Genomic DNA, 19,512 nt, shown 5'->3' on the forward strand with positions numbered 1-19,512 from the left:
TGATAATAGTACCATGATAGCGAACCAAGCATAGCGAATCAATCCCCGCGTCCGGCATTTTTTCCTTGCGACATCGAGTAGTGCGTGATAGCATGACCTCGAGGTTTGGACCGAACATCATCCCCAATTCCCGTAAAAGACCAACGGATATCACGATAAAGGAGTTTGTGGACATGAAACCAATCGCACTGCAACAAGCCGCCATTCATGCGGAAGGACTGCTGCTCAAGGGAAATCCGGAGTCGGCGATCACCTCCGTACATTTTGATACCCGCCAGCTGGCACCCGGCGCTTTGTTTGTTGCGATCCAGAGCGGCGCCAGAGACGGGCACGATTTTCTCTTGCAGGCAGTGGAAAAAGGAGCAGCGGCAGCGTTGATCTCTGATCAAGATAAAATACCGTCGCAACTACCAGAGGATTTTGCGCTTATTCTCGTCAACGACACCTTGCGGGCATTTCAGAAGTTGGCTGCTGCCTATCGAAAAGATTTCTCCGCCACGCACATCGCCATCACGGGAAGCATCGGCAAAACCACGACCAAAGACATCGTGGCGCACATCCTGGAGAGTCAATATTCCATCTATAAAACGTACAAAAATCATAACAACCACATTGGCGTTCCTTATTCTTTGCTGCAGGTCGAACCCGAGCATCAAGCAGTCGTGCTGGAGCTGGGGATGAACCATGCTGGAGAAATTGACCTGCTCGCTTCACTAGTAAAGCCGGAAATCAGCGTCATTACGTACATAGGCGAATCGCACATCGAGTTTTTTGGCACGAAAGAGAAGATTGCCCTAGCTAAAGCCGAGCTTCTTCCCCATACGGCTTCAGATGGCCTGGTGCTATTGAACGGCGACTCGGAGTATTTGCACAAGGTTTCCCACTTGTATGCAGGCGAGATTCTGTACTACTCCGTCACTCAGGAAGCAGATATTTGGGCTGACCAGATAGAACCATTCGAAGACGGGATGCGTTTTGAGGTATGCTTTGCGTCTGGCGAGCATTTTCCTGCTTTTCTGCCGCTCTTTGGCAAGCACAGTGTCCTGAACGCCTTGCCTGCGGTTGCGATTGCCAAAAGACTCGGAATGACGAATGACCAGATCGTTGAGGCCCTTGCTTCTGTAAAGCTGTCAGCCATGCGCTTTGAAAAAATACAGTCTGCCCACGGTGCGCTCTATGTGAGCGATGCGTACAACGCCAGTCCGACATCGATGGAGGCGGCGATCGGTACGTTTGCTGAACTCTTTCCCGAACGCAAAAAAGTGCTGGTCTTAGGAGACATGTTCGAGTTGGGACTGGAGAGCGACGATTTGCACAGACAGGTAGGAGCGTATGCGAATCAGCTGCGCGAGCATTTCGAGCTGCTCGTGACGATCGGCGATCACTCCCGATTTATTTCAGAAACGTACGACGGGGAAAAGCTTCATTTTGCGACCAAAGCGGAAGCCACACAGGCATTGCTTCCCCTGCGTGATGCAAAGCACGCTTTTCTGCTCAAGGCCTCTCGCGGTATGGAGCTGTGGACGATCCTACCAGATCTGGAACACGCATAAGCATACAAAGCGGTCAGACCCACTTTCATTTCATGTAAAGATATCGAACTGTTTTTCACAGAAAAAAGCCGCTTCCCATGATCGGAGAAGCGGCTTTTTCTATTATACATAGGAACGTTAATCCAGTGACTCAGCATCGACCACGTTGCGCTGCTTGTCAGCGTGGCGCTCAAGGGCAAGCTGAACCAGTCGGTCAATCAACTCGCTGTAGCTGATGCCGGCAGCCTGGAACAACATCGGATACATGCTGTATGGTGTAAATCCTGGCATTGTGTTCACTTCATTAATGTACAGCTTATCGTGTTCTTCATCCCAGAAGAAGTCAACCCGCGACAACCCGGAACCGTCCAAAGCCTGAAACGCTTTTTTGGCAATTTCGGCGATTTGCTCTGACACATGCTGTGGCACCTTCGCCGGAATCGACAACTCTGTCCCCGCACCTTTGTACTTGGCTTCGTAGTCGTAGAATTCCTTGGCTGCCACAATCTCACCGACTACCGATGTGATGGTCTCTTCATTGCCCAACACACCAATTTCCAGTTCCCTTGCTTTGACAAATTGCTCAACAATCATTCTCCGGTCAAATTTGGCTGCAATATTCAGCGCCTCTTCAAGCTCGGATCGATTTTTTGCCTTGCTGATCCCGACGCTAGAACCCATATTTACGGGCTTGACGAAGCAGGGGTATCCTAGCTCCTGCTCGATTCGGTCCATCGTTGCATCGCGGTTCTTTTCCCACTGTGAGCGCAGCAGCCCCACATAGCGGACCTGAGGCAATCCCGCTTGGGCAAAGACCGTCTTCATCATCCATTTATCCATTCCGACAGCAGATGCCATTACGCCTGTCCCTACATAGGGGAGATTGGACAGCTCCAGCAATCCCTGAATGGTTCCGTCTTCACCATTTGGACCGTGGACGACCGGAAAGAATACATCCACTTGCTGCCCAATCGAGAAAGGAGAGGCTGCCCGCGACGAACGGACAAGTCCTGTGCTCATCTGTTCAGCATCGTTCTCCCCGTTCGTCAACCGCAGGGAAGCAATGGATTCAGGCAGCAAGCCACTCATGGCATCTCCCTTGATCCAGGCACCATCCAACGATACATAGATTGGTGTAATGTCGTATTTATCCATGTCCACCGCTTTCATGATGGACAAGGCTGTGCGCAGTGAAACCTCGTGTTCCGAGGATTTTCCTCCGTAGATAATACCGAGACGAATTTTCTCTCTACCCATTTTGTTTTGCCCCTTTCCTCTCTGTGCTGTCAGAGAGCCTAACCCGTATCGTTCTTTATCATTCTATGCAATAACCCAGCAACTGGCTCTATGCCTGGTTGAATCCACATTTCAGCATACACAAACCATTCTGTAAATACAAGGTACACAAGAATCACGACTTCGCTGACCTTGGCATATCCTGCCATTAAATCTTTCCTTCATGGAGGGAATTCCATGAGAGACTATCTGCTGTTTTGTACGTATTGCTCTACCTATACTCTCCTGCATGGCTTTGATAAGGAAAGCGGAGAATTTCAGGGTGAGTATTCCTTGCTGCATAACCATTATACGGGAAACAGCATCGTCCTCAACAAATTTTTGTTATCTCACCTCGGTCACAGCATCCGCTCCATCCCCTCCCAGACCGATGAGTACAGGGAGATCATTTGTACCGCGGAACACTTTCTGGAAGACGACATCGACAAGTACGTGGAAGAGAGCAAAGCCAGACAAAAGTATCAGGAACGCGACCGAAAAAGTGAAAGAGAGATTGGCCAAATACAGGTGTACTTGATCGAGCATCTACTCTCCCACGAGCTGTATACCTTGTCTCAGATGCATGCCTCCACGCCGGCAGAGAGCCAGGTTTTTCTCGGTCAGGAGTTGGGATTCAAAAAGGCACTGGAACTCGTTCGTCGCGTCATGAGTGACAAGCAGTTCAGTGCAGGTAGCTAATTGCACAAAAGCAAGTGAGGGACGATCCCGTTGCAGTCTGCAGGATTGCCCCTTCTTCATGTATGGAGCGCTTGTCCACTGAAAGACTAGCGCCGGTTCCTCACTTCAAAAATAGCAAACTTCAAGTAGTGCCCTTCATCAGCTCCACTGATTTGCGGATGATCTTTGCCAGCGCCGCGCCATTCGATCAGGCGGAGGATCTTTTTCGCATCTACCGCCGCCTCCTGGATCGTCTCCAGGAACAGATCAGGCGACATGTGGTACGAGCAGGATGCTGTAACTAAATAGCCTCCTGACCGGACAAGCTTCATGCCGTTCAGATTAATATCCTTGTAGCCTCTGCATGCCCCTTTGACTGCGCCGCGAGATTTGGCAAATGCCGGAGGATCCAGAATGACGACATCCCAGGATCGTTCAGCCTCCACCTGTTCACGCAAATAATCGAAAGCGTTGGCTACCACAAAATCGACGCGATGCAAAAAACCGTTTAAGGTAATGTTGCGCTTGGCGGTTTCAATCGCATGTTCAGATATATCCAATGCTGTGACCTTTTTGGCACCGTGCTTGCAGGCGTTTAAAGTAAACGAGCCCGTATGCGTAAAGCACTCCAGCACTTCGGCACCGTCCCAAAATGGATTTTTGATTACTTTTCCTCGTTTGTCTACAGGCACGAGTTTATTTTCATTCTCGACCTCCACCGTTTGCAGGGTAATCCCGTGCTTTTCCCCCCAGCCCTTCATCAACGGCTGGATCGAAGCGCGATTTTCCCGCTGATCGTAGAAAAAGCCTGTTTTTTGTCCTTCGATGATGTCCACGATGTACTTCAATCCGTTTTCCTCAATCGTCACTTCTCGCGGACATTCTCCGTAAAGTACTCCCTTGCCTTGCTCAAGCCCTTCCAGTTGGCGTACAGGCACATCATTGCGCAAATAAATGCCCTGTGGGGAAAACACCTCGACCAGCGCATCACGAATCCAGTCCAGACGCTGTTCCATACCAAGTGAAAGCACTTGAGCAACCAAGATGTCGTTGTAGCGATCCACGATCAAACCAGGCAGAAAATCCGCTTCTCCGTAAAGCACCCGGCACGCTTTCGGGTTATCGACAAAACGGGTTCTAAACGCTGCTGCCTCGCGGATTTTACGCAGGAAAAAGTCATAATCTATTTTTTCCTTGGGATCGTAGCTCATGATGCGTACGATCATTTGTGAGGCCGGGTTGATGTAGCCTTGTGCAAGAAAATGCCCCTGATGATTGACGACCTCGACAATCTCTCCAGGTACTGCATCCCCTTCAACCTGGGCGACTTCTGACTGATAAATCCATGGGTGGCCTGCCTCCAGCCTCTTCTTCCGATGCTTATGTAATTGTACTCGTGTCACTATATTGAGTCCTCCTAGTCATGCCTGTCTTCGTACAAGCATAGCGTATAATAGTTTGCTTTATCCCCATCCCCCAGCTTCGTGCACCTCTCGCTGGAAGGAGGAATCCTGTTGTTTTCCATCCTCGCCCCGTTTACGATCGGGCTCAGTTTTTTTCTGTTCGGCATGTTTGCGATGCGTTCAGGCTTTCAAAACCTGGCGGGTAAAAAAATGGAGCAATGGATGTACCGGGTCACTCGCACCCCTGTACACAGCTTCTGGATGGGCTTGATCACGACCTTTATCCTGCAAAGCTCCAGCGCCGTAACCGTGCTGACGATTGGCTTGACGAATGCTGGAATGATTCCTTTTTCCCAAACGGTAGGAATCATTCTCGGAACCAATCTGGGCACTACGGTAACCACTGAGCTGATTGCCCTCAAGCTCGAATCCTTCGCAGTGCCCATGCTGCTCATCGGTGTCGCTCTCTGGCTGATGCCACGACGAACTCCACGATGTCTTGGATTGGTTGTCGCCGGATTCGGGTTGATTTTTCTAGGTATCGACACATTAAAAGTGATGGCAGCGCCTTTGGAACAATCTGAGACGTTCCGCTCGCTCTTTTCAGAAAGCCGCCATTCCATCTGGATCGGCCTGATTACCGGCATGGTCTTCACCGCCTTGATTCACAGCGGCTCAGCGACGACTGTCATCACGATGGGGTTGATGAGCCATCAGATGATGTCGATGGAAACGGCCTTGGCTATCGTGCTTGGAGCCAATATTGGAACCTGCTTCACTGCCGTTATTGCCAGCATCGGTACAAATACCGCTTCCAAGCAGGTCGCCTGGTGCCATACCTTGTTCAATGTTGCGGGAGCGCTTGTCTTTTTGCCTTTTCTTTCCCAGCTTGCCCTCGTCAGCGCCTTCCTAACAGATAACGTATCGATGCAGATCGCCCATTCCCAGACGATCTTCAATCTCATCTGCTCCCTTGTCGCCCTGCCTTTTACGGATCAGATTGCCCGATTCATTCAATGGCTGATTCCGGATAAAAAGGTGCGAGGCTAATCGGTTTGATCAAAAGGAAAACGGAATGAGAAATAGGGACGTCACGACACCAGCAACGATCATGGCTACGGTAGAGGCCGCTGTCTGCATCTGGGAAATCCGGTTCAGACTGGCCGTACCGATGGCATGAGCGCTCGTCCCTACTGCGATGCCGATCGCCCTGTCGTCTGTTATTTTCGCCCAGGCTAGCACAGGACGGGCAAAAATGGTTCCGATAAAGCCTGTCAACGCTGTAAACAAAGCTGCCAATGCTGGAATTCCGCCAATGGAGTGAGCCAGCTCCAACGCGATTGGTGTGGTGACGGATTTGCTTAGCATGCTATGGACCATCGTCTTGTCATATCCGAAGCTGGCATGAATGATGAGTACAGAAAGGATGGATACTGCACAGCCTGCTGCTACACCCAACAAGACACCACGCCAGATGTGAGCGAACTCTTTTATCTGTTTCGCCAACGGTACTGCCAACGCAACGGTTGCAGGACCTAGCCAGAATGAAATCCAAGATCCTCCCGCCGAAAAGACCTCCCAGTCGTTGCTCAGCAGCCACCATGCAAACCAGACGAGCACTACAGCTACGATTAACGGCTGAAAACGAGGGTAACGCGCCGCAATCAAGGTTGCCACCACATAGCCTACCACAATTACCAGGATGGCGAAAAGTTCGTTAAGCATCGAATGATCTCCCCTCCTGTGGCAAATTTGGTTTTGCTTGATCCCGCTGATCCTGCTGTCTGTTTACATACCATTGGACGACTCGTCCCGACACGATCATCACCAAAAACGGGCCTACGACAAGCGAGACCAGGATCGGCCACGGATCCTGCGAAATCAGACCCATATAGGAAGCGACACCTGCAATGATCGGGACAAAAAACAGCATCATATGCCGGATCAAAAAGCCGCTCGCTTTCTCCACCCAATCCATTCGAATCCAACCCTTGCATAGGGCAAGTGTGAGCAGCAGCATGCCCAACAGATTTCCTGGCAATGGAATGTGGAGCCATTTGTTCGCCAACGTTCCTGCTCCGTAAAAAACGAGCAGGATCAGTATGCCATTGACGATTTTCATCTCTATTCCCTCTCTCCTCATTACGGTTTTGAATAGGTCTGTCTCTATTTGTCCATAAAGGAAACGGAAGAAGCCCGACCAACTACTGGGTCAGGCTTCCTCTCTTTCTTGCTAATATCCGCTGCCTGTAGGTGCATGACCAGACACAATGGAAATCCCCGAGCTGGTACCGATACGTGTAGCGCCTGCTTCAATCATCGCCAATGCTGTTTCACGATCACGGACGCCACCGGAAGCTTTGACTCCGAGGCCTTCTCCTACCGCTTTTCGCATCAAAGCAATATCCGCTACAGTAGCTCCACCTGGCCCAAAGCCGGTAGAGGTTTTGACGTAATCCGCACCTGCTTCCACGCACAATTTGCAGGCAATCTCTTTTTCCTCGTCTGTCAAAAGTCCTGTCTCCAGAATCACTTTGAGCAGAACATCGCCAGCTGCCTGTTTGACAGCAGCCACGTCGGAACGCACCAGATCCAGATCTCCGGATTTGAGTGCGCCCACGTTGAGAACCATGTCCACTTCTGTAGCACCATTGGCAATCGCGTCACGAGTTTCAGCTGCTTTTACAGCAGAAGTATTGGCTCCAAGAGGAAAACCGATCACGGTACATACTTTCACATTGGTTCCACTCAAAAGCTTCGCAGAACGTGCCACCCAGTACGGGTTCACGCATACAGAGGCAAAATCGTGCGCTTTGGCTTCTTCACACAGCTTGTCGATCATCGTTTCAGTCGCTTCCGGCTTCAGAAGGGTATGGTCAATATAGGCATTCATATTCATGATTTACACCTCAATCCCTAAATGTTCAAACGCCAGACGTAAGATGCTGTCGTTGTTCCGGTATCCGCGTTCCTGCTGCAGGGACCACGCTTCACTGGCTGAATGCCAATGAACATCGTTGATCTCTTCCAGCTGAACGGTGATCTCTGTGTTGTACGCTTCGACCAGATAGTAGTGAACTTCTTTGTTCACGACCTCTCCTGTCGCTGCTTGGGTATATTCGTAGTAGATCGTATCCAGCTTGTCTCCCAGGCGTCCGGCCACTCCGGTCTCTTCCAGCACTTCGCGCAATGCCGTTTCCTGGATGGTCTCGCCCAATTCCTGCTTGCCTTTTGCCAACGTTACCTTGCCATATCGGTCTTCGATCAAGAGAAGCATGTATTCTCCGTCTTGTTGGCGGTAAACGACGCCTCCTGCCGAGATCTCCGTCATATGGCTCGCTCCTTTAAAAGGGGTAACTGCTCCTGCTCCAACACACGAACGAATGTTCCCTGACAATAATCAGTTCCAGGCCCATCCAGGCGTACTTTGCAGATTTTCCCGATCATGCTTTCGTCTCCTGCAAACACGACATTCAGATAGTTATCCGAATACCCCATCAAGAGCCCGCTGTCCGGTGCATCCTTGAATGGGCGCTCAGGGATCACTTCCAGTACATCGCCGACAAATTGTTGGGAGTAGGCCATTTGCAGCTCTTTGTTCAGTTCCAGCAGTTTCGCCACGCGCTCGTGTTTGATTTCCTCTGGAACTTGATCCGTCATCCGAGCTGCCGGAGTACCCGTGCGCATCGAATAAGGGAATACGTGCATCTCGGCAAAACCGATCTTCTGCATGAAGGCGTAGCCCTGTTCAAACTGCTCTTCAGTCTCTCCCGGGAAGCCCACGATCACATCGGTCGTCAATGCCACACCCGGAAGTGCTTCGCGGACCTTGACCATTCTTTCATAGAATTCAGCCGTCGTGTACTTGCGGCGCATCCGTTTCAAGACTTCATCATGTCCGGCTTGCAGCGGCACATGCAGATGTCGCACAACACGGTCGGAATCATTGATTACCTGAATCACTTCATCCGTGATTTGGCTGGCTTCGATCGAGCTGATCCGGATTCGTTTCAATCCTTCTACCTGATGCAAGTCCAGCAGCAGCTTGGCAAGATTGTAATCCTCCAGGTCTTCCCCGTAGCCTCCTGTATGGATTCCGGTCAGAACGATTTCCAGATAGCCGGCTTCTACCAGCTTTTTGGCTTGCTCTACCACACTCTCCGGTTGGCGGGAGCGCATCAGGCCGCGCGCCCAGGGAATGATGCAGAAGGTGCAGAAGTTGTTGCAGCCCTCTTGAATTTTGAGAGAAGCGCGCGTACGATCTGTAAAATTAGGTACATCCAGCTCCTCGAAATCGCGCGCTTTCATGATGTTTCCGACCGCATTGATCGGTGTACGCTCGAGGCGAATTTGATCCACGTATTCAATCAGTTTTTCTCGCCCTTGTGTACCGACAATGATGTCCACGCCTGGAATTTGAGCGATCTCACTCGGAGAGGTTTGCGCATAGCACCCTGTCACGGCTACGATTGCATCTGGATTACGGCGAATCGCACGGCGAATCACTTGGCGGCTTTTTTTATCCCCTGTATTGGTTACGGTACATGTATTGATGACGTAAACATCGGCTTCATCCTGTTCAAAGTCAACTCGCTCATAGCCGTCTGCCTTGAACAGCTGCCAAATTGCTTCTGTTTCATAGCTGTTCACTTTACAACCCAATGTATGAAAAGCAACGGTAGACATTGCTATTCCTCCTTTCTTCTACGCTTCTCCACCAGTGCCAGCAGCTGCATGTTTTCGTTCGAACTGGTAGGAAGCGCAAGCCAGCACATACTGACTCGCTGTTTCTGTACGCAGGATGCGCGGTCCGAGTGAGATCGGCAAGAACCCGTTCGACTCCGCAATTCCTACTTCCTCTGGAGAAAAGCCACCTTCTGGTCCAATCAGTACGAGCAGTGTATCGTCTCCCTGCAATTCATCCAGCACCTGATGCAGCGTAGTGCCGCCTTCTTTTTCATAGGCAATCGCACAGCGCGTATACGCATTGGATGCTTTCAAAGCCTCGCGAAACGAGACAGGTGGAAGAATTTCAGGCAATACAGCCCGATGGGACTGTTCGGCTGCTTCTTTTACGATCTTGCGCCAGCGTTCTAATTTTTTTGCTTCTTTTTTAGCGTCCAGCTTGACGATAGTGCGTTCAGATGAAAACGGAAAAAAGGAGTACGCCCCAAGTTCCGTCCCCTTTTGCAAGATCCACTCCATCTTCTCGCCCTTTGGCAACCCTTGTCCAATCGTAATCCGGATTGGCAGCTCACATTGTTCATCCAAAAGCTCCAGCACCTGTGCCTTTACTTCCTTGGAGGACAGCATGACTAGCTTGGCCAAAGCTGTTCGTCCGGCGCCATTCGAGACAAGGATTTCCTCGCCTTCTTTCGCACGCATGACATTTACGATATGGTGTACATCGTCGCCTACTATCGAAATCTCGTCTTCAGAAAAGAGATCTGGCTCGACAAAATATCGTTGCATCTCGCCAACCTCACTATTCTATCGTTTTTTTGACACAATTGCCACCCAATCATCGATGCAAATGGTTTCCACGATCTCAAGTCCTGACTCTGCCAAAGCTCGTTTTACGTCTGCCTCTCGCGCTTCGATAATGCCCGAAGCAATGAAGGTTCCGCCTGGCTTCAACACCCGGGATACATCATCTGTAAAACGGACAATCACTTCTGCCAGGATATTGGCGATCACGATTTCCACCTGCTCTTCGATTCCATCCAGCAAATTATTCTGTTTCACTGTAATCTTTTCATGGACGCCATTCAGCTCGGTGTTGGCTTGTGCAGAACGCACTGCAACTTCGTCCAAATCCATTGCCAGGACGTGTTCAGCACCCAGCTTGACCGCAGCAATACTGAGAATGGCTGTTCCAGTCCCTACGTCGTATACACGATCGCCAGGCGCCATGTACTTTTCGATCGCCCGCAGGCAAAGGATCGTGGTCGGATGTGTGCCTGTACCGAATGCCATGCCGGGGTCCATCTCAATGATCAACTCTTCTGGTGATCTCAGCTCGTACTCTTCCCACACCGGCTTGATCGTCAAACGATCCGTGACGTGTATCGGCTTGTAGTACTTTTTCCAGGCGTGGGCCCACTCGTCTTCGTGAACATCATTGACAGCAATCGTTGCTTTGCCAATATCCAGTCCGTATCCTGTCAATTCGGCCAACTGTTCCTTCAATTCTTCCACTACATCGATCAATTCACGACTGTCAGCTGGCAAATATGCCTTGACGAATACGCCCTCGGCTGGAAAATCATCCGGGGAAAGCTGGTAGATTTCACCAAATGGCGTATCCCAATCGCGATAGAGAACCTCCGGATCCTCAATGACGACGCCGTTGGCACCCAATTCATACAAAAGGCTGGACACCGCCTCTGTAGCTTCCGCAGTTGTATGGATACTGATTTCTGACCAATTCATGAACCTACCACTCCCCACATGATCCTATTACACAGCCTGTTGTGATCCTAGACGCTGCCGCGGCATTATTCGCCGCGGAACGCCCGTTTCATTTTTTCAAAAAAGCTCTCGTCTTCTACGCCACCGCCGTGTTGCCCCGGTTTCTCCCCTGACAAGTCGGCCAGTTCACGCAAAAGCTCTTTTTGCTTGTCACTGAGCTTGGTAGGTGTAATCACACGTACCTTGACATGTTGATCTCCTCTGCCGTTCCCGCGCAAATGAGGAACTCCCTTGCCACGCAGACGAAAGAACGTTTCGGTCTGGGTACCAGCTGGAATTTTTAGCTTGACACGGCCATCCACCGTCGGGACCTCGATCTCGTCGCCAAGTGCTGCCTGTGTATACGTAAGCGGAACTTCGCAATAGATATCGTTTCCTTCACGCTCAAAGAACTCATGCTGCTTGACGCGCAATACCACGTACAAGTCTCCTGGAGGTCCTCCGTTGGCACCTGGTTCTCCTTCGCCAGAAACGCGAAGTTGTGCGCCATCGTCCACACCGGCCGGAATGTTGAGGTGGATCTTGCGGCGTACCTTGACCCGCCCGCTTCCACGGCAGGAAGAGCACTGCTCTTTGAATACTTTCCCTTTTCCTTCACAAGTCGTACAAACGCGTCGATTTACAATGCGGCCAAATGGCGTGTTCGCTGCCACTTCCTGCTGTCCCGTTCCGCTGCACGTCTTGCACGTTTCCACACCGGTTCCCGGCTTTGCTCCAGAGCCGTGACAGGTATCGCACTCCGCTTCTTTCGGGATCTCTACGTCTGTCTCCTTGCCAAACACGGCATCGAGAAACTCAATGCTCAAGCCAAATTGTAAATCGGCGCCTTTACGTGGCGCGTTTGGATTCGCTCTTCTCGCACCGCCGCCGAAGAACATATCAAAAATATCGCCAAAGCCACCCATGCCCGATCCGTCAAAACCGCCACCGCCGAAGCCCTGATTGGGGTCTTGGTGACCAAAGCGGTCATATTGCGCCCGTTTTTGCGGTTCCGACAGGACGTCGTAGGCTTCCTTTACTTCCTTGAACTTTTCCTCGGCATCTGCCTCTTTATTCACATCCGGGTGATACTGACGCGCAAGCTTGCGATACGCTTTTTTGATATCATCCGCGCTCGCATCCTTGGCTACGCCCAGCACCTCGTAGAAATCGCGTTTCATCTCCTAGATCACTCCCATGACAGTCAACTGTTATCATAGCATGTGACAGACTTGAAAAAAAGTCAAAGTCACAGCTCGTGACTTTGACTTTCAGTGGGTCACATTGTGAAGAAAAGGCCAACGTGATTACTTTTTGTCGTCTACCACTTCATAGTCGGCATCTACCACGTTGTCTTTCTTCGCTTCCCCTTCCGCTCCTGCTCCTGCTCCACCTTGTGCCTGAGCGGCTTGCGCAGCCTGCTCATACAGCTTCATGGAAATTTGCTGAACAATCGCAGAGAGTTCGTCCTTGGCAGTCTTGATTTCTTCGATGTTGCCGCCTTCCAGAGCCTTTTTCACTTTATCCTTGGCTTGGTTTGCGGAATCGATCTCAGCCTGATCTACCTTGCCCTCTACGTCTTTCAACGTTTTCTCCGTCGTGAACACGAGCTGGTCTGCTTCATTGCGCACTTCTACTTCTTCCTTGCGCTTTTTGTCGGCTTCAGCGTTCAGTTCCGCTTCTTTTACCATGCGCTCGATATCTTCATCGGACAGTCCTGTATTGGAAGTGATCGTGATGCGTTGCTCCTTGCCAGTACCCAAGTCTTTCGCGCGTACGTTCACAATCCCGTTCGCATCGATATCGAAGGAAACTTCAATTTGCGGGATACCGCGTGGTGCTGGCGGAATGTCCGACAGGTTGAAGCGTCCCAGTGTTTTGTTGTCGGCTGCCATTTGGCGTTCGCCTTGCAATACGTGAATTTCTACAGAAGTCTGGTTGTCAGCCGCTGTGGAGAAGACTTGAGACTTGCTTGTAGGAATCGTGGTGTTGCGGTCAATCAGCTTGGTGAATACACCACCCAGGGTTTCGATCCCCAGCGAAAGTGGAGTTACGTCCAAGAGAACGACGTCTTTCACATCACCAGTAAGTACACCAGCTTGAACAGCTGCTCCCAACGCAACCACTTCGTCTGGGTTCACGCCTTTGTGCGGCTCTTTGCCGGTAAATTTCTTGATAGCTTCCTGTACAGCTGGAATCCGTGTGGAACCGCCGACGAGGACAACGCGATCAATTTCGTTCGGAGTCAGTCCAGCGTCTTGCAGCGCTTGACGAGTAGGACCCATGGTGCGTTCCACGAGATTTGCTGACAGCTCTTCGAATTTTGCACGAGTCAGATTCAGCTCCAAGTGTTTTGGACCTGTCGCATCTGCTGTGATGAACGGCAGCGAGATGGTCGTGGTCAATACACCAGAGAGGTCTTTCTTCGCTTTTTCAGCAGCGTCTTTCAAACGTTGTTGCGCCATGCGGTCTTTGGAAAGATCGATTCCGTGTTCTTTCTTGAACTCGCTCACGAGGTAATCCATGATCACCTGGTCAAAATCGTCTCCACCGAGTTTGTTGTCACCGGAGGTCGCTTTCACTTCAAAGAAGCCCTCAGACAGTTCCAGGATGGATACGTCGAATGTACCGCCACCCAGGTCGAATACCAGCACGGTCTGGTCTTCCGATTTTTCCATTCCGTATGCCAGAGCAGCAGCAGTCGGCTCGTTCACGATACGCAGAACTTCCAAACCTGCGATTTTACCTGCATCCTTGGTCGCTTGACGCTGGCTGTCATTGAAGTACGCTGGTACGGTGATAACTGCCTGTGTTACGGTTTCACCCAGATAAGCTTCGGCATCCGATTTCAGCTTTTGCAGGATCATCGCGGAGATTTGCTCAGGAGTGTACTGCGTTCCCTCGATGGTCACCTTGTGATTGGTACCCATATGACGCTTGACGGACATTACGGTGTTGTCCGGGTTTGTGATCGCTTGGCGCTTCGCAGCTTCCCCGACGATGCGCTCGCCGTTTTTATATGCGACCACCGATGGCGTGGTGCGATTTCCTTCCGCATTGGCGATTACAACGGGCTCGCCGCCTTCCATTACAGCAACACAAGAGTTTGTGGTTCCCAAGTCAATACCGATTACGCGACTCATACAAAATTTCCTCCTAACACTTTGCATCGAGATATGTTAATAAATATGGTTACGACTGTCTTAAGCGTTTACCTTGACCATCGATGGGCGAACTACACGATCCTTGAACATGTAGCCTTTTTGCAGCTCTTCGACGACAATGCCGGAATCTACATCTGGCTCCTGGGTTTGCATGACAGCCTGATGGATGTGTGGATCAAACGGCTGACCAGCCGCCTGGATGGCTTGCAGTCCTTCTTTTTCAAAGACTTGAACCATCTGGCGGTAAACCATGTCCACGCCTGTCAACAGGGACTCTACCGTCATGGATTCCTTGTCCGCTGCCATCGCCCGCTCGAAGTTATCCAGAACAGGCAATAGCTCTTCCACAATCTTTTGTGAAGCGTATTTCGCCAGGTCTTCCTGCTCCTTGCGAACACGTCTTCTCAGGTTATCCATGTCGGCCATGGCACGAAGCATTTTACTCTGGTTTTCTTCTGCTTGCGCCTTCCACTGAGCTGCTTCTTGCTCCCAGTTTACGTCAGTCGCTTCAGTCTGCTCTGCCGTCTCCGTGTTTTGCTCCTCTTCGGCTGTCATTTCTTTCGTCCACTTTTCATCACTCAACTCGAAATACCTCCTGCGGCTCTGCACCGATCTAAAGGATCGGCAGCCCTTTCAATCGTTACCTTCATTTATTTCTCAAACTGCGAAGTCAGCATGCGCGACAGCCCTTCAGTCAGATGATTGAGCACGGTGATGACTCTTCCGTATTCCATCCTAGTCGGACCTAGAATCCCCACCATTCCCACCGGCTTTCCCCCAAGAGAATAGGAAGTGGTGATAATACTGCATTGCTTAATCGCGTCTAGCTGATTTTCTTGACCGATGCGCACCGTCAGGCCATTTGCCTGGCCTCCGAGCAGATGAAGCAGCTGATCGTTTTGTTCCAACAGCTCCAGGATGTCTTTTACCTTGTCAACGTCCCGAAATTCCGGCTGATTCAAAATCTTTGTCGCCCCTCGCAGACAGACACGTTCTGTTTCTTCCTGTATGAGTGACTGATCAAGGATTTGAAGCATTTCCTCGTACTGCTCGGTATGTCGCTTCATTTCACCAGATATCTCCTGATACAGGCGTTGCCGCAGCTGCCAGAGCGGCACGTCGGCTAAACGGTGGTTGAGGAGGTTAACCAGTTGTTCAATCTCACTGGCACCGATACCCTCAGGAAGATCAATGAGTTTGTTTTCCACGCGCCCCGTATGCGTGACAACAATCGCTACTGCCTGCGCCTCGTTCAATGGAACAATCTGCACATTTCTCAGCTTATGCTCAAAAATTTCAGGACCAAGCACAATCGCCGTGTAGTTGGTTAGCTGTGTTAAAATCTGGGCTGTGTACTCCACCACTTGTTCGGCGTGGAAAATTTGTTCGGCAAACAACTGTTTTAGTTTAACCAGATCTTCCTCATTTAAAAGATGAGGCTGGATCAGGTTGTCAACGTAAAACCGGTATCCTTTCGTAGAAGGAACGCGGCCTGCCGAAGTATGCGGCTGCTCCAGATACCCCAGCTCTTCCAGGTCTGACATTTCGTTGCGAATCGTAGCCGATGAAAAGCCGATGTCTTCCCGTTTGGAAATCGTGCGGGAGCCAACAGGTTCGGCAGTATGAATGTAATTATCGACAATCGCATTCAAAATCAGTTGTTGACGGTCTGATAACATAAGCTCACTTCGCCTCCCTGTTGTTAGCACTCCTAGCCAGCGAGTGCTAAATCTACTTACTAAATTATCAATAGTAGAAGGATTTGTCAACGGACTTCGGCGAGTTATTACGCGATTTTCGACAGGATTTACCGTAAAAAGCGTGCGAACACCTCATTGCCAAGAGGCAAGCCTTTTTCGGTCAGCCGCAAATAACCACCTTTTTCTTCCAGCATGCCTTTCTCTCTTTCTTCCTTCATGATTGTTCCGAAAACATCTTGGGCTGCCACGCCAAATCGGTTGGCAAACCGAGGCAAATCGACCCCTTCTCTCAAACGCAAGCCCAATATCATCTGCTCTTCCATCGCATCTTCCACTGGGACGACAAACTGCTCCACTCGCGGCAGACCTTCCTTGCTCATCTGCAAGTAGACAGCCAGCGGTCCGGCGTTGACATGTCTTTCTCCATTTACATAGCCGTGTGCTCCTGCACCCAAACCATAGTATTCGTTATTGAGCCAATAGGTTTTGTTATGTTGGCTTTCAAAGCCCGGCTTGGCGAAATTGCTAATCTCATATTGTGCGTAGCCCTGTTTCTCCATCTCCTCGATCAAGATGAGGTACATCTCAAGCTCGGTTTCTTCTGAAGGCAAGGGCAGCTGATCCTTCTGGTAGAGCGTGTGGAACAAGGTATTTTCCTCGACCTTTAGGCTGTATGCGGAAAAATGAGTCGTCCCCAGGGCAAATGCCTTGTCCAGTGTCTCGCGAAAAATCGGCAGCGTTTGGTCTGGCAAACCGAACATCAAGTCGATCGTCAAATTCTCGAAGCCAACGGAACGGGCGTTGTCCACACTGCGGTACACATCATCCGTGTTGTGGATGCGGCCCAAGCGCTTCAGCAAAGCATTGTCGAAGGATTGAACGCCAAAGCTGAGGCGATTGACACCCAGCTCTCGCATCAACCGCAGCTTGTTTACATCGGTTGTTCCCGGGTTGGCCTCCATTGTAAATTCCACATCGGGAGTCAGATGACGTCCCAAATAGTGCTGAACGGTTTCCAGAAACATCCGCATTTGTTCCTGATCGAGAAAGGTCGGCGTCCCTCCGCCTACAAAAATCGTTTTCACAGGCTCCAACTGCCGATTGGCAAAGGTGAGCTCCATCTCCCGCTTTAACGCTTCGAGGTAATCCCACACCAATTGCGGGTTGTTGGTCACAAACGAGTTGAAGTCACAGTAGTAGCATTTATTCGTACAAAAGGGAATGTGGATATAAACCGAGTGAGGCATGACCCGCTTCCCTCCTTTCACGATAGTAGAATGGAAAAGACCTGACACAAGGTCAGGCCTACTTCTTATTATCATCCATGCGCAATACGGCCATGAAAGCCTCTTGTGGAACCTCGACGGAACCGACAGATTTCATGCGCTTCTTCCCTTCTTTTTGCTTCTCCAAGAGCTTGCGTTTACGCGAGATGTCCCCACCGTAACACTTGGCGAGCACGTTTTTACGCAAAGCACTGATCGTTTCACGAGCAACGACTTTTTGCCCGATGGTCGCTTGGATCGGCACTTCAAATTGCTGGCGAGGAATCAATTCCTTCAGCTTTTCGCAGATGACTTTCCCGCGGGCATATGCGGTATCCTTATGCACGATAAAGGAGAGTGCATCGACCATCTCGCCGTTGAGGAGAATATCCATTTTCACCAGCTTGGACGCCTTGTAGCCACCCAGCTCGTAGTCAAAGGAGGCATATCCTCTCGTTCCTGATTTCAAGAGGTCAAAGAAATCGTACACGATCTCGGACAAAGGCATGTCGTATTTCAACTGTACGCGGTTCTCGCCCATGTATTGCATGTCGAGGAATTCTCCGCGCTTGCCTTGGCAAAGCTGCATGACATCTCCGACATATTCTTTTGGCACCATGACGGTAGAGGTGACATACGGCTCCTCGATCATTTCGATCTTTTGAGCATCAGGCATTTTCGAAGGGTTGTCGATTTCGAAAACCTCGCCGTTGGTTCTGGTGATGCGGTAAATTACGCTCGGTGCTGTCGTGATCAGATTGATGTTAAATTCCCGCTCAATCCGCTCCTGGATGATTTCCATGTGCAGCAAGCCAAGGAATCCGCATCGGAAGCCAAAGCCCAATGCTTGAGATGTTTCTGGCTCAAATTGCAACGAAGCATCATTGAGCTGCAGTTTTTCCAACGCTTCTCGCAGGTCGTTGTACTCGCTGGTCTCGATTGGATACAGACCGCAGAATACCATCGGATTGATCTTGCGGTAGCCCGGCAACGGGTCTGAAGCTGGTCTTGCTGCATCCGTGATGGTATCCCCCACACGGGTGTCACCGACTGTCTTGATAGAAGCGGCGACATAGCCAACATCCCCAACGGTCAGTTCTTCTACCTGCGTCTGGCGCGGTGTCGTGGTACCGATTTCCGTAACTTCAAAGGACTTGCCTGTCGCCATCATCTTGATCTTCATACCTTTGCGCAAGGTACCGTTGATGACCCGAATCGAAGCAATGACACCGCGATAGGCATCGAAGTAGGAGTCGAAGATCAGTGCTTGCAGCGGTGCATCTGGATCTCCCTCTGGAGCAGGTACTTTTTTCACAACCGCTTCCAGTACTTCCTTGATCCCGATACCCGCTTTGGCGGAAGTCAGAACGGCTTCACTGGCATCCAGCCCGATTACGTCTTCTACCTCTTGCTTCACACGCTCAGGCTCAGCACTTGGCAGGTCGATTTTATTCACCACAGGAAGGATTTCCAGATTGTTGTCCAACGCCAGGTAGACGTTTGCCAACGTCTGTGCTTCAATCCCTTGGGCAGCATCCACGACCAGAATCGCTCCTTCACAGGCTGCGAGACTGCGGGATACTTCGTACGTAAAGTCCACGTGTCCAGGGGTGTCGATGAGATGGAGAATGTACTCTTCGCCATCATCAGCTTTATAGTTCAAACGCACAGCATTCAGTTTGATCGTAATGCCGCGCTCTCTTTCCAGATCCATCGAATCCAGAAACTGTGCTTCCATCTCACGTGATGACAACGCTCCGGTAAGCTCTAAAATCCGGTCAGCAAGTGTCGACTTGCCGTGGTCAATGTGGGCGATGATGGAGAAATTTCGTATCCTTTTTTGTCTTTCACGACGATCCATTGACTGTTTGTTCCCTCCCACGCGAATCCATTCCATCGTTCCAGATTGCGTCTTGCAAAATGGTCATTGCCATTTTGCTGACCGCAAGCGGTCACATCCACATGTATGAAAAACATCGAAACGTTTTTCACGAAAAATACGCTAACGGTAATTATAACAAACGCTGGATATAGTAGCAACAAAA

Annotated in this window: 18 protein-coding genes; 3 read left to right on the top strand and 15 right to left on the bottom strand. The window is 50.5% G+C overall.

Translation table 11 applies throughout. The annotated features are described in order from the left end of the window. Positions 1-173: 173 nt before the first annotated feature. A complete protein-coding gene (locus tag EDM52_RS01185) occupies positions 174-1,553 on the top strand; it encodes a UDP-N-acetylmuramoyl-tripeptide--D-alanyl-D-alanine ligase (RefSeq protein ID WP_122907202.1) in 1,380 nt (459 codons plus the stop codon). A 117-nt stretch (positions 1,554-1,670) separates the two neighbouring features. Here the strand turns inward: EDM52_RS01185 and EDM52_RS01190 are convergent, their stop codons facing one another. Further along, positions 1,671-2,789 carry a D-alanine--D-alanine ligase gene (locus EDM52_RS01190; protein WP_122907203.1) on the bottom strand — a complete coding sequence of 373 codons (1,119 nt, stop codon included), beginning with the start codon at positions 2,787-2,789 and terminating at the stop codon, positions 1,671-1,673. Between the two features lie 216 nt (positions 2,790-3,005). Between EDM52_RS01190 and EDM52_RS01195 the strand changes: the two genes are divergently transcribed. After that, positions 3,006-3,506 (top strand): hypothetical protein, encoded by a 501-nt coding sequence (locus tag EDM52_RS01195; protein WP_122907204.1) that lies wholly within the window; start codon positions 3,006-3,008, stop codon positions 3,504-3,506. Positions 3,507-3,592: 86 nt separating this feature from the next. Here the strand turns inward: EDM52_RS01195 and EDM52_RS01200 are convergent, their stop codons facing one another. Continuing rightward, entirely contained in the window at positions 3,593-4,888 is a 1,296-nt protein-coding gene (locus tag EDM52_RS01200; protein WP_122907205.1) for a class I SAM-dependent rRNA methyltransferase, read from the bottom strand. Positions 4,889-4,996: 108 nt separating this feature from the next. Here EDM52_RS01200 and EDM52_RS01205 point away from each other — a divergent pair, with 108 nt between their 5' ends. Further along, positions 4,997-5,938 (top strand): Na/Pi cotransporter family protein, encoded by a 942-nt coding sequence (locus EDM52_RS01205; protein ID WP_122907351.1) that lies wholly within the window; start codon positions 4,997-4,999, stop codon positions 5,936-5,938. Positions 5,939-5,947: 9 nt separating this feature from the next. On the opposite strand, the gene EDM52_RS01210 is transcribed toward EDM52_RS01205, so the two are convergent. The 13 genes from EDM52_RS01210 to lepA all read right to left on the bottom strand — a co-directional run bounded on the left by EDM52_RS01210 (position 5,948) and on the right by lepA (position 19,328). Further along, positions 5,948-6,613, bottom strand: a complete 666-nt coding sequence (locus EDM52_RS01210; protein ID WP_122907206.1) for an LrgB family protein — start codon at positions 6,611-6,613, stop codon at positions 5,948-5,950. Further along, positions 6,606-7,010, bottom strand: coding sequence for a CidA/LrgA family protein (locus EDM52_RS01215; protein ID WP_122907207.1), 405 nt, complete (start codon positions 7,008-7,010; stop codon positions 6,606-6,608). The genes EDM52_RS01210 and EDM52_RS01215 overlap by 8 nt, the downstream gene beginning before the upstream one ends. A gap of 111 nt (positions 7,011-7,121) precedes the next feature. Beyond that, positions 7,122-7,787 (bottom strand): deoxyribose-phosphate aldolase, encoded by a 666-nt coding sequence (gene deoC, locus EDM52_RS01220; RefSeq protein ID WP_122907208.1) that lies wholly within the window; start codon positions 7,785-7,787, stop codon positions 7,122-7,124. A gap of 3 nt (positions 7,788-7,790) precedes the next feature. Further along, a complete protein-coding gene (locus EDM52_RS01225; RefSeq protein WP_122907209.1) occupies positions 7,791-8,219 on the bottom strand; it encodes an NUDIX hydrolase in 429 nt (142 codons plus the stop codon). Further along, positions 8,216-9,574 carry a tRNA (N(6)-L-threonylcarbamoyladenosine(37)-C(2))-methylthiotransferase MtaB gene (gene mtaB / locus EDM52_RS01230; RefSeq protein ID WP_122907210.1) on the bottom strand — a complete coding sequence of 453 codons (1,359 nt, stop codon included), beginning with the start codon at positions 9,572-9,574 and terminating at the stop codon, positions 8,216-8,218. Before mtaB ends, EDM52_RS01225 begins: the two co-directional genes overlap by 4 nt. 18 nt (positions 9,575-9,592) lie before the next feature. After that, positions 9,593-10,360, bottom strand: a complete 768-nt coding sequence (locus tag EDM52_RS01235) for a 16S rRNA (uracil(1498)-N(3))-methyltransferase (protein ID WP_122907211.1) — start codon at positions 10,358-10,360, stop codon at positions 9,593-9,595. Positions 10,361-10,378: 18 nt separating this feature from the next. Further along, positions 10,379-11,320 (bottom strand): 50S ribosomal protein L11 methyltransferase, encoded by a 942-nt coding sequence (gene prmA / locus EDM52_RS01240; RefSeq protein ID WP_122907212.1) that lies wholly within the window; start codon positions 11,318-11,320, stop codon positions 10,379-10,381. Positions 11,321-11,385: 65 nt separating this feature from the next. Then, a complete protein-coding gene (dnaJ, locus tag EDM52_RS01245) occupies positions 11,386-12,519 on the bottom strand; it encodes a molecular chaperone DnaJ (protein WP_122907213.1) in 1,134 nt (377 codons plus the stop codon). A gap of 126 nt (positions 12,520-12,645) precedes the next feature. Continuing rightward, positions 12,646-14,481, bottom strand: coding sequence for a molecular chaperone DnaK (gene dnaK / locus EDM52_RS01250; protein WP_122907214.1), 1,836 nt, complete (start codon positions 14,479-14,481; stop codon positions 12,646-12,648). Between the two features lie 60 nt (positions 14,482-14,541). Then, entirely contained in the window at positions 14,542-15,084 is a 543-nt protein-coding gene (grpE, locus tag EDM52_RS01255; protein ID WP_122907215.1) for a nucleotide exchange factor GrpE, read from the bottom strand. Positions 15,085-15,152: 68 nt separating this feature from the next. Then, entirely contained in the window at positions 15,153-16,181 is a 1,029-nt protein-coding gene (hrcA, locus tag EDM52_RS01260) for a heat-inducible transcriptional repressor HrcA (RefSeq protein WP_122907216.1), read from the bottom strand. A 128-nt stretch (positions 16,182-16,309) separates the two neighbouring features. After that, positions 16,310-17,449: a radical SAM family heme chaperone HemW gene (gene hemW, locus EDM52_RS01265; protein WP_122907217.1), complete on the bottom strand. Its 1,140-nt coding sequence runs from the start codon at positions 17,447-17,449 to the stop codon at positions 16,310-16,312. Between the two features lie 58 nt (positions 17,450-17,507). Then, positions 17,508-19,328 (bottom strand): translation elongation factor 4, encoded by a 1,821-nt coding sequence (gene lepA, locus EDM52_RS01270; protein WP_122907218.1) that lies wholly within the window; start codon positions 19,326-19,328, stop codon positions 17,508-17,510. Positions 19,329-19,512: the final 184 nt, after the last annotated feature.

The organism is Brevibacillus invocatus, assembly GCF_003710915.1.
Classification (GTDB): domain Bacteria; phylum Bacillota; class Bacilli; order Brevibacillales; family Brevibacillaceae; genus Brevibacillus; species Brevibacillus invocatus.

Coding starts and splice junctions, on each gene's coding strand:
- prmA (WP_122907212.1), bottom strand. CDS start 11,320: ATGAATTGGTCAGAAATCAGTATCCATACAACTGCGGAAGCTACAGAG.
- deoC (WP_122907208.1), bottom strand. CDS start 7,787: ATGAATATGAATGCCTATATTGACCATACCCTTCTGAAGCCGGAAGCG.
- EDM52_RS01225 (WP_122907209.1), bottom strand. CDS start 8,219: ATGACGGAGATCTCGGCAGGAGGCGTCGTTTACCGCCAACAAGACGGA.
- EDM52_RS01190 (WP_122907203.1), bottom strand. CDS start 2,789: ATGGGTAGAGAGAAAATTCGTCTCGGTATTATCTACGGAGGAAAATCC.
- hemW (WP_122907217.1), bottom strand. CDS start 17,449: ATGCCTCACTCGGTTTATATCCACATTCCCTTTTGTACGAATAAATGC.
- mtaB (WP_122907210.1), bottom strand. CDS start 9,574: ATGTCTACCGTTGCTTTTCATACATTGGGTTGTAAAGTGAACAGCTAT.
- dnaJ (WP_122907213.1), bottom strand. CDS start 12,519: ATGAAACGCGATTTCTACGAGGTGCTGGGCGTAGCCAAGGATGCGAGC.
- EDM52_RS01185 (WP_122907202.1), top strand. CDS start 174: ATGAAACCAATCGCACTGCAACAAGCCGCCATTCATGCGGAAGGACTG.
- EDM52_RS01210 (WP_122907206.1), bottom strand. CDS start 6,613: ATGCTTAACGAACTTTTCGCCATCCTGGTAATTGTGGTAGGCTATGTG.
- EDM52_RS01235 (WP_122907211.1), bottom strand. CDS start 10,360: ATGCAACGATATTTTGTCGAGCCAGATCTCTTTTCTGAAGACGAGATT.
- EDM52_RS01215 (WP_122907207.1), bottom strand. CDS start 7,010: ATGAAAATCGTCAATGGCATACTGATCCTGCTCGTTTTTTACGGAGCA.
- EDM52_RS01195 (WP_122907204.1), top strand. CDS start 3,006: ATGAGAGACTATCTGCTGTTTTGTACGTATTGCTCTACCTATACTCTC.
- lepA (WP_122907218.1), bottom strand. CDS start 19,328: ATGGATCGTCGTGAAAGACAAAAAAGGATACGAAATTTCTCCATCATC.
- hrcA (WP_122907216.1), bottom strand. CDS start 16,181: ATGTTATCAGACCGTCAACAACTGATTTTGAATGCGATTGTCGATAAT.
- dnaK (WP_122907214.1), bottom strand. CDS start 14,481: ATGAGTCGCGTAATCGGTATTGACTTGGGAACCACAAACTCTTGTGTT.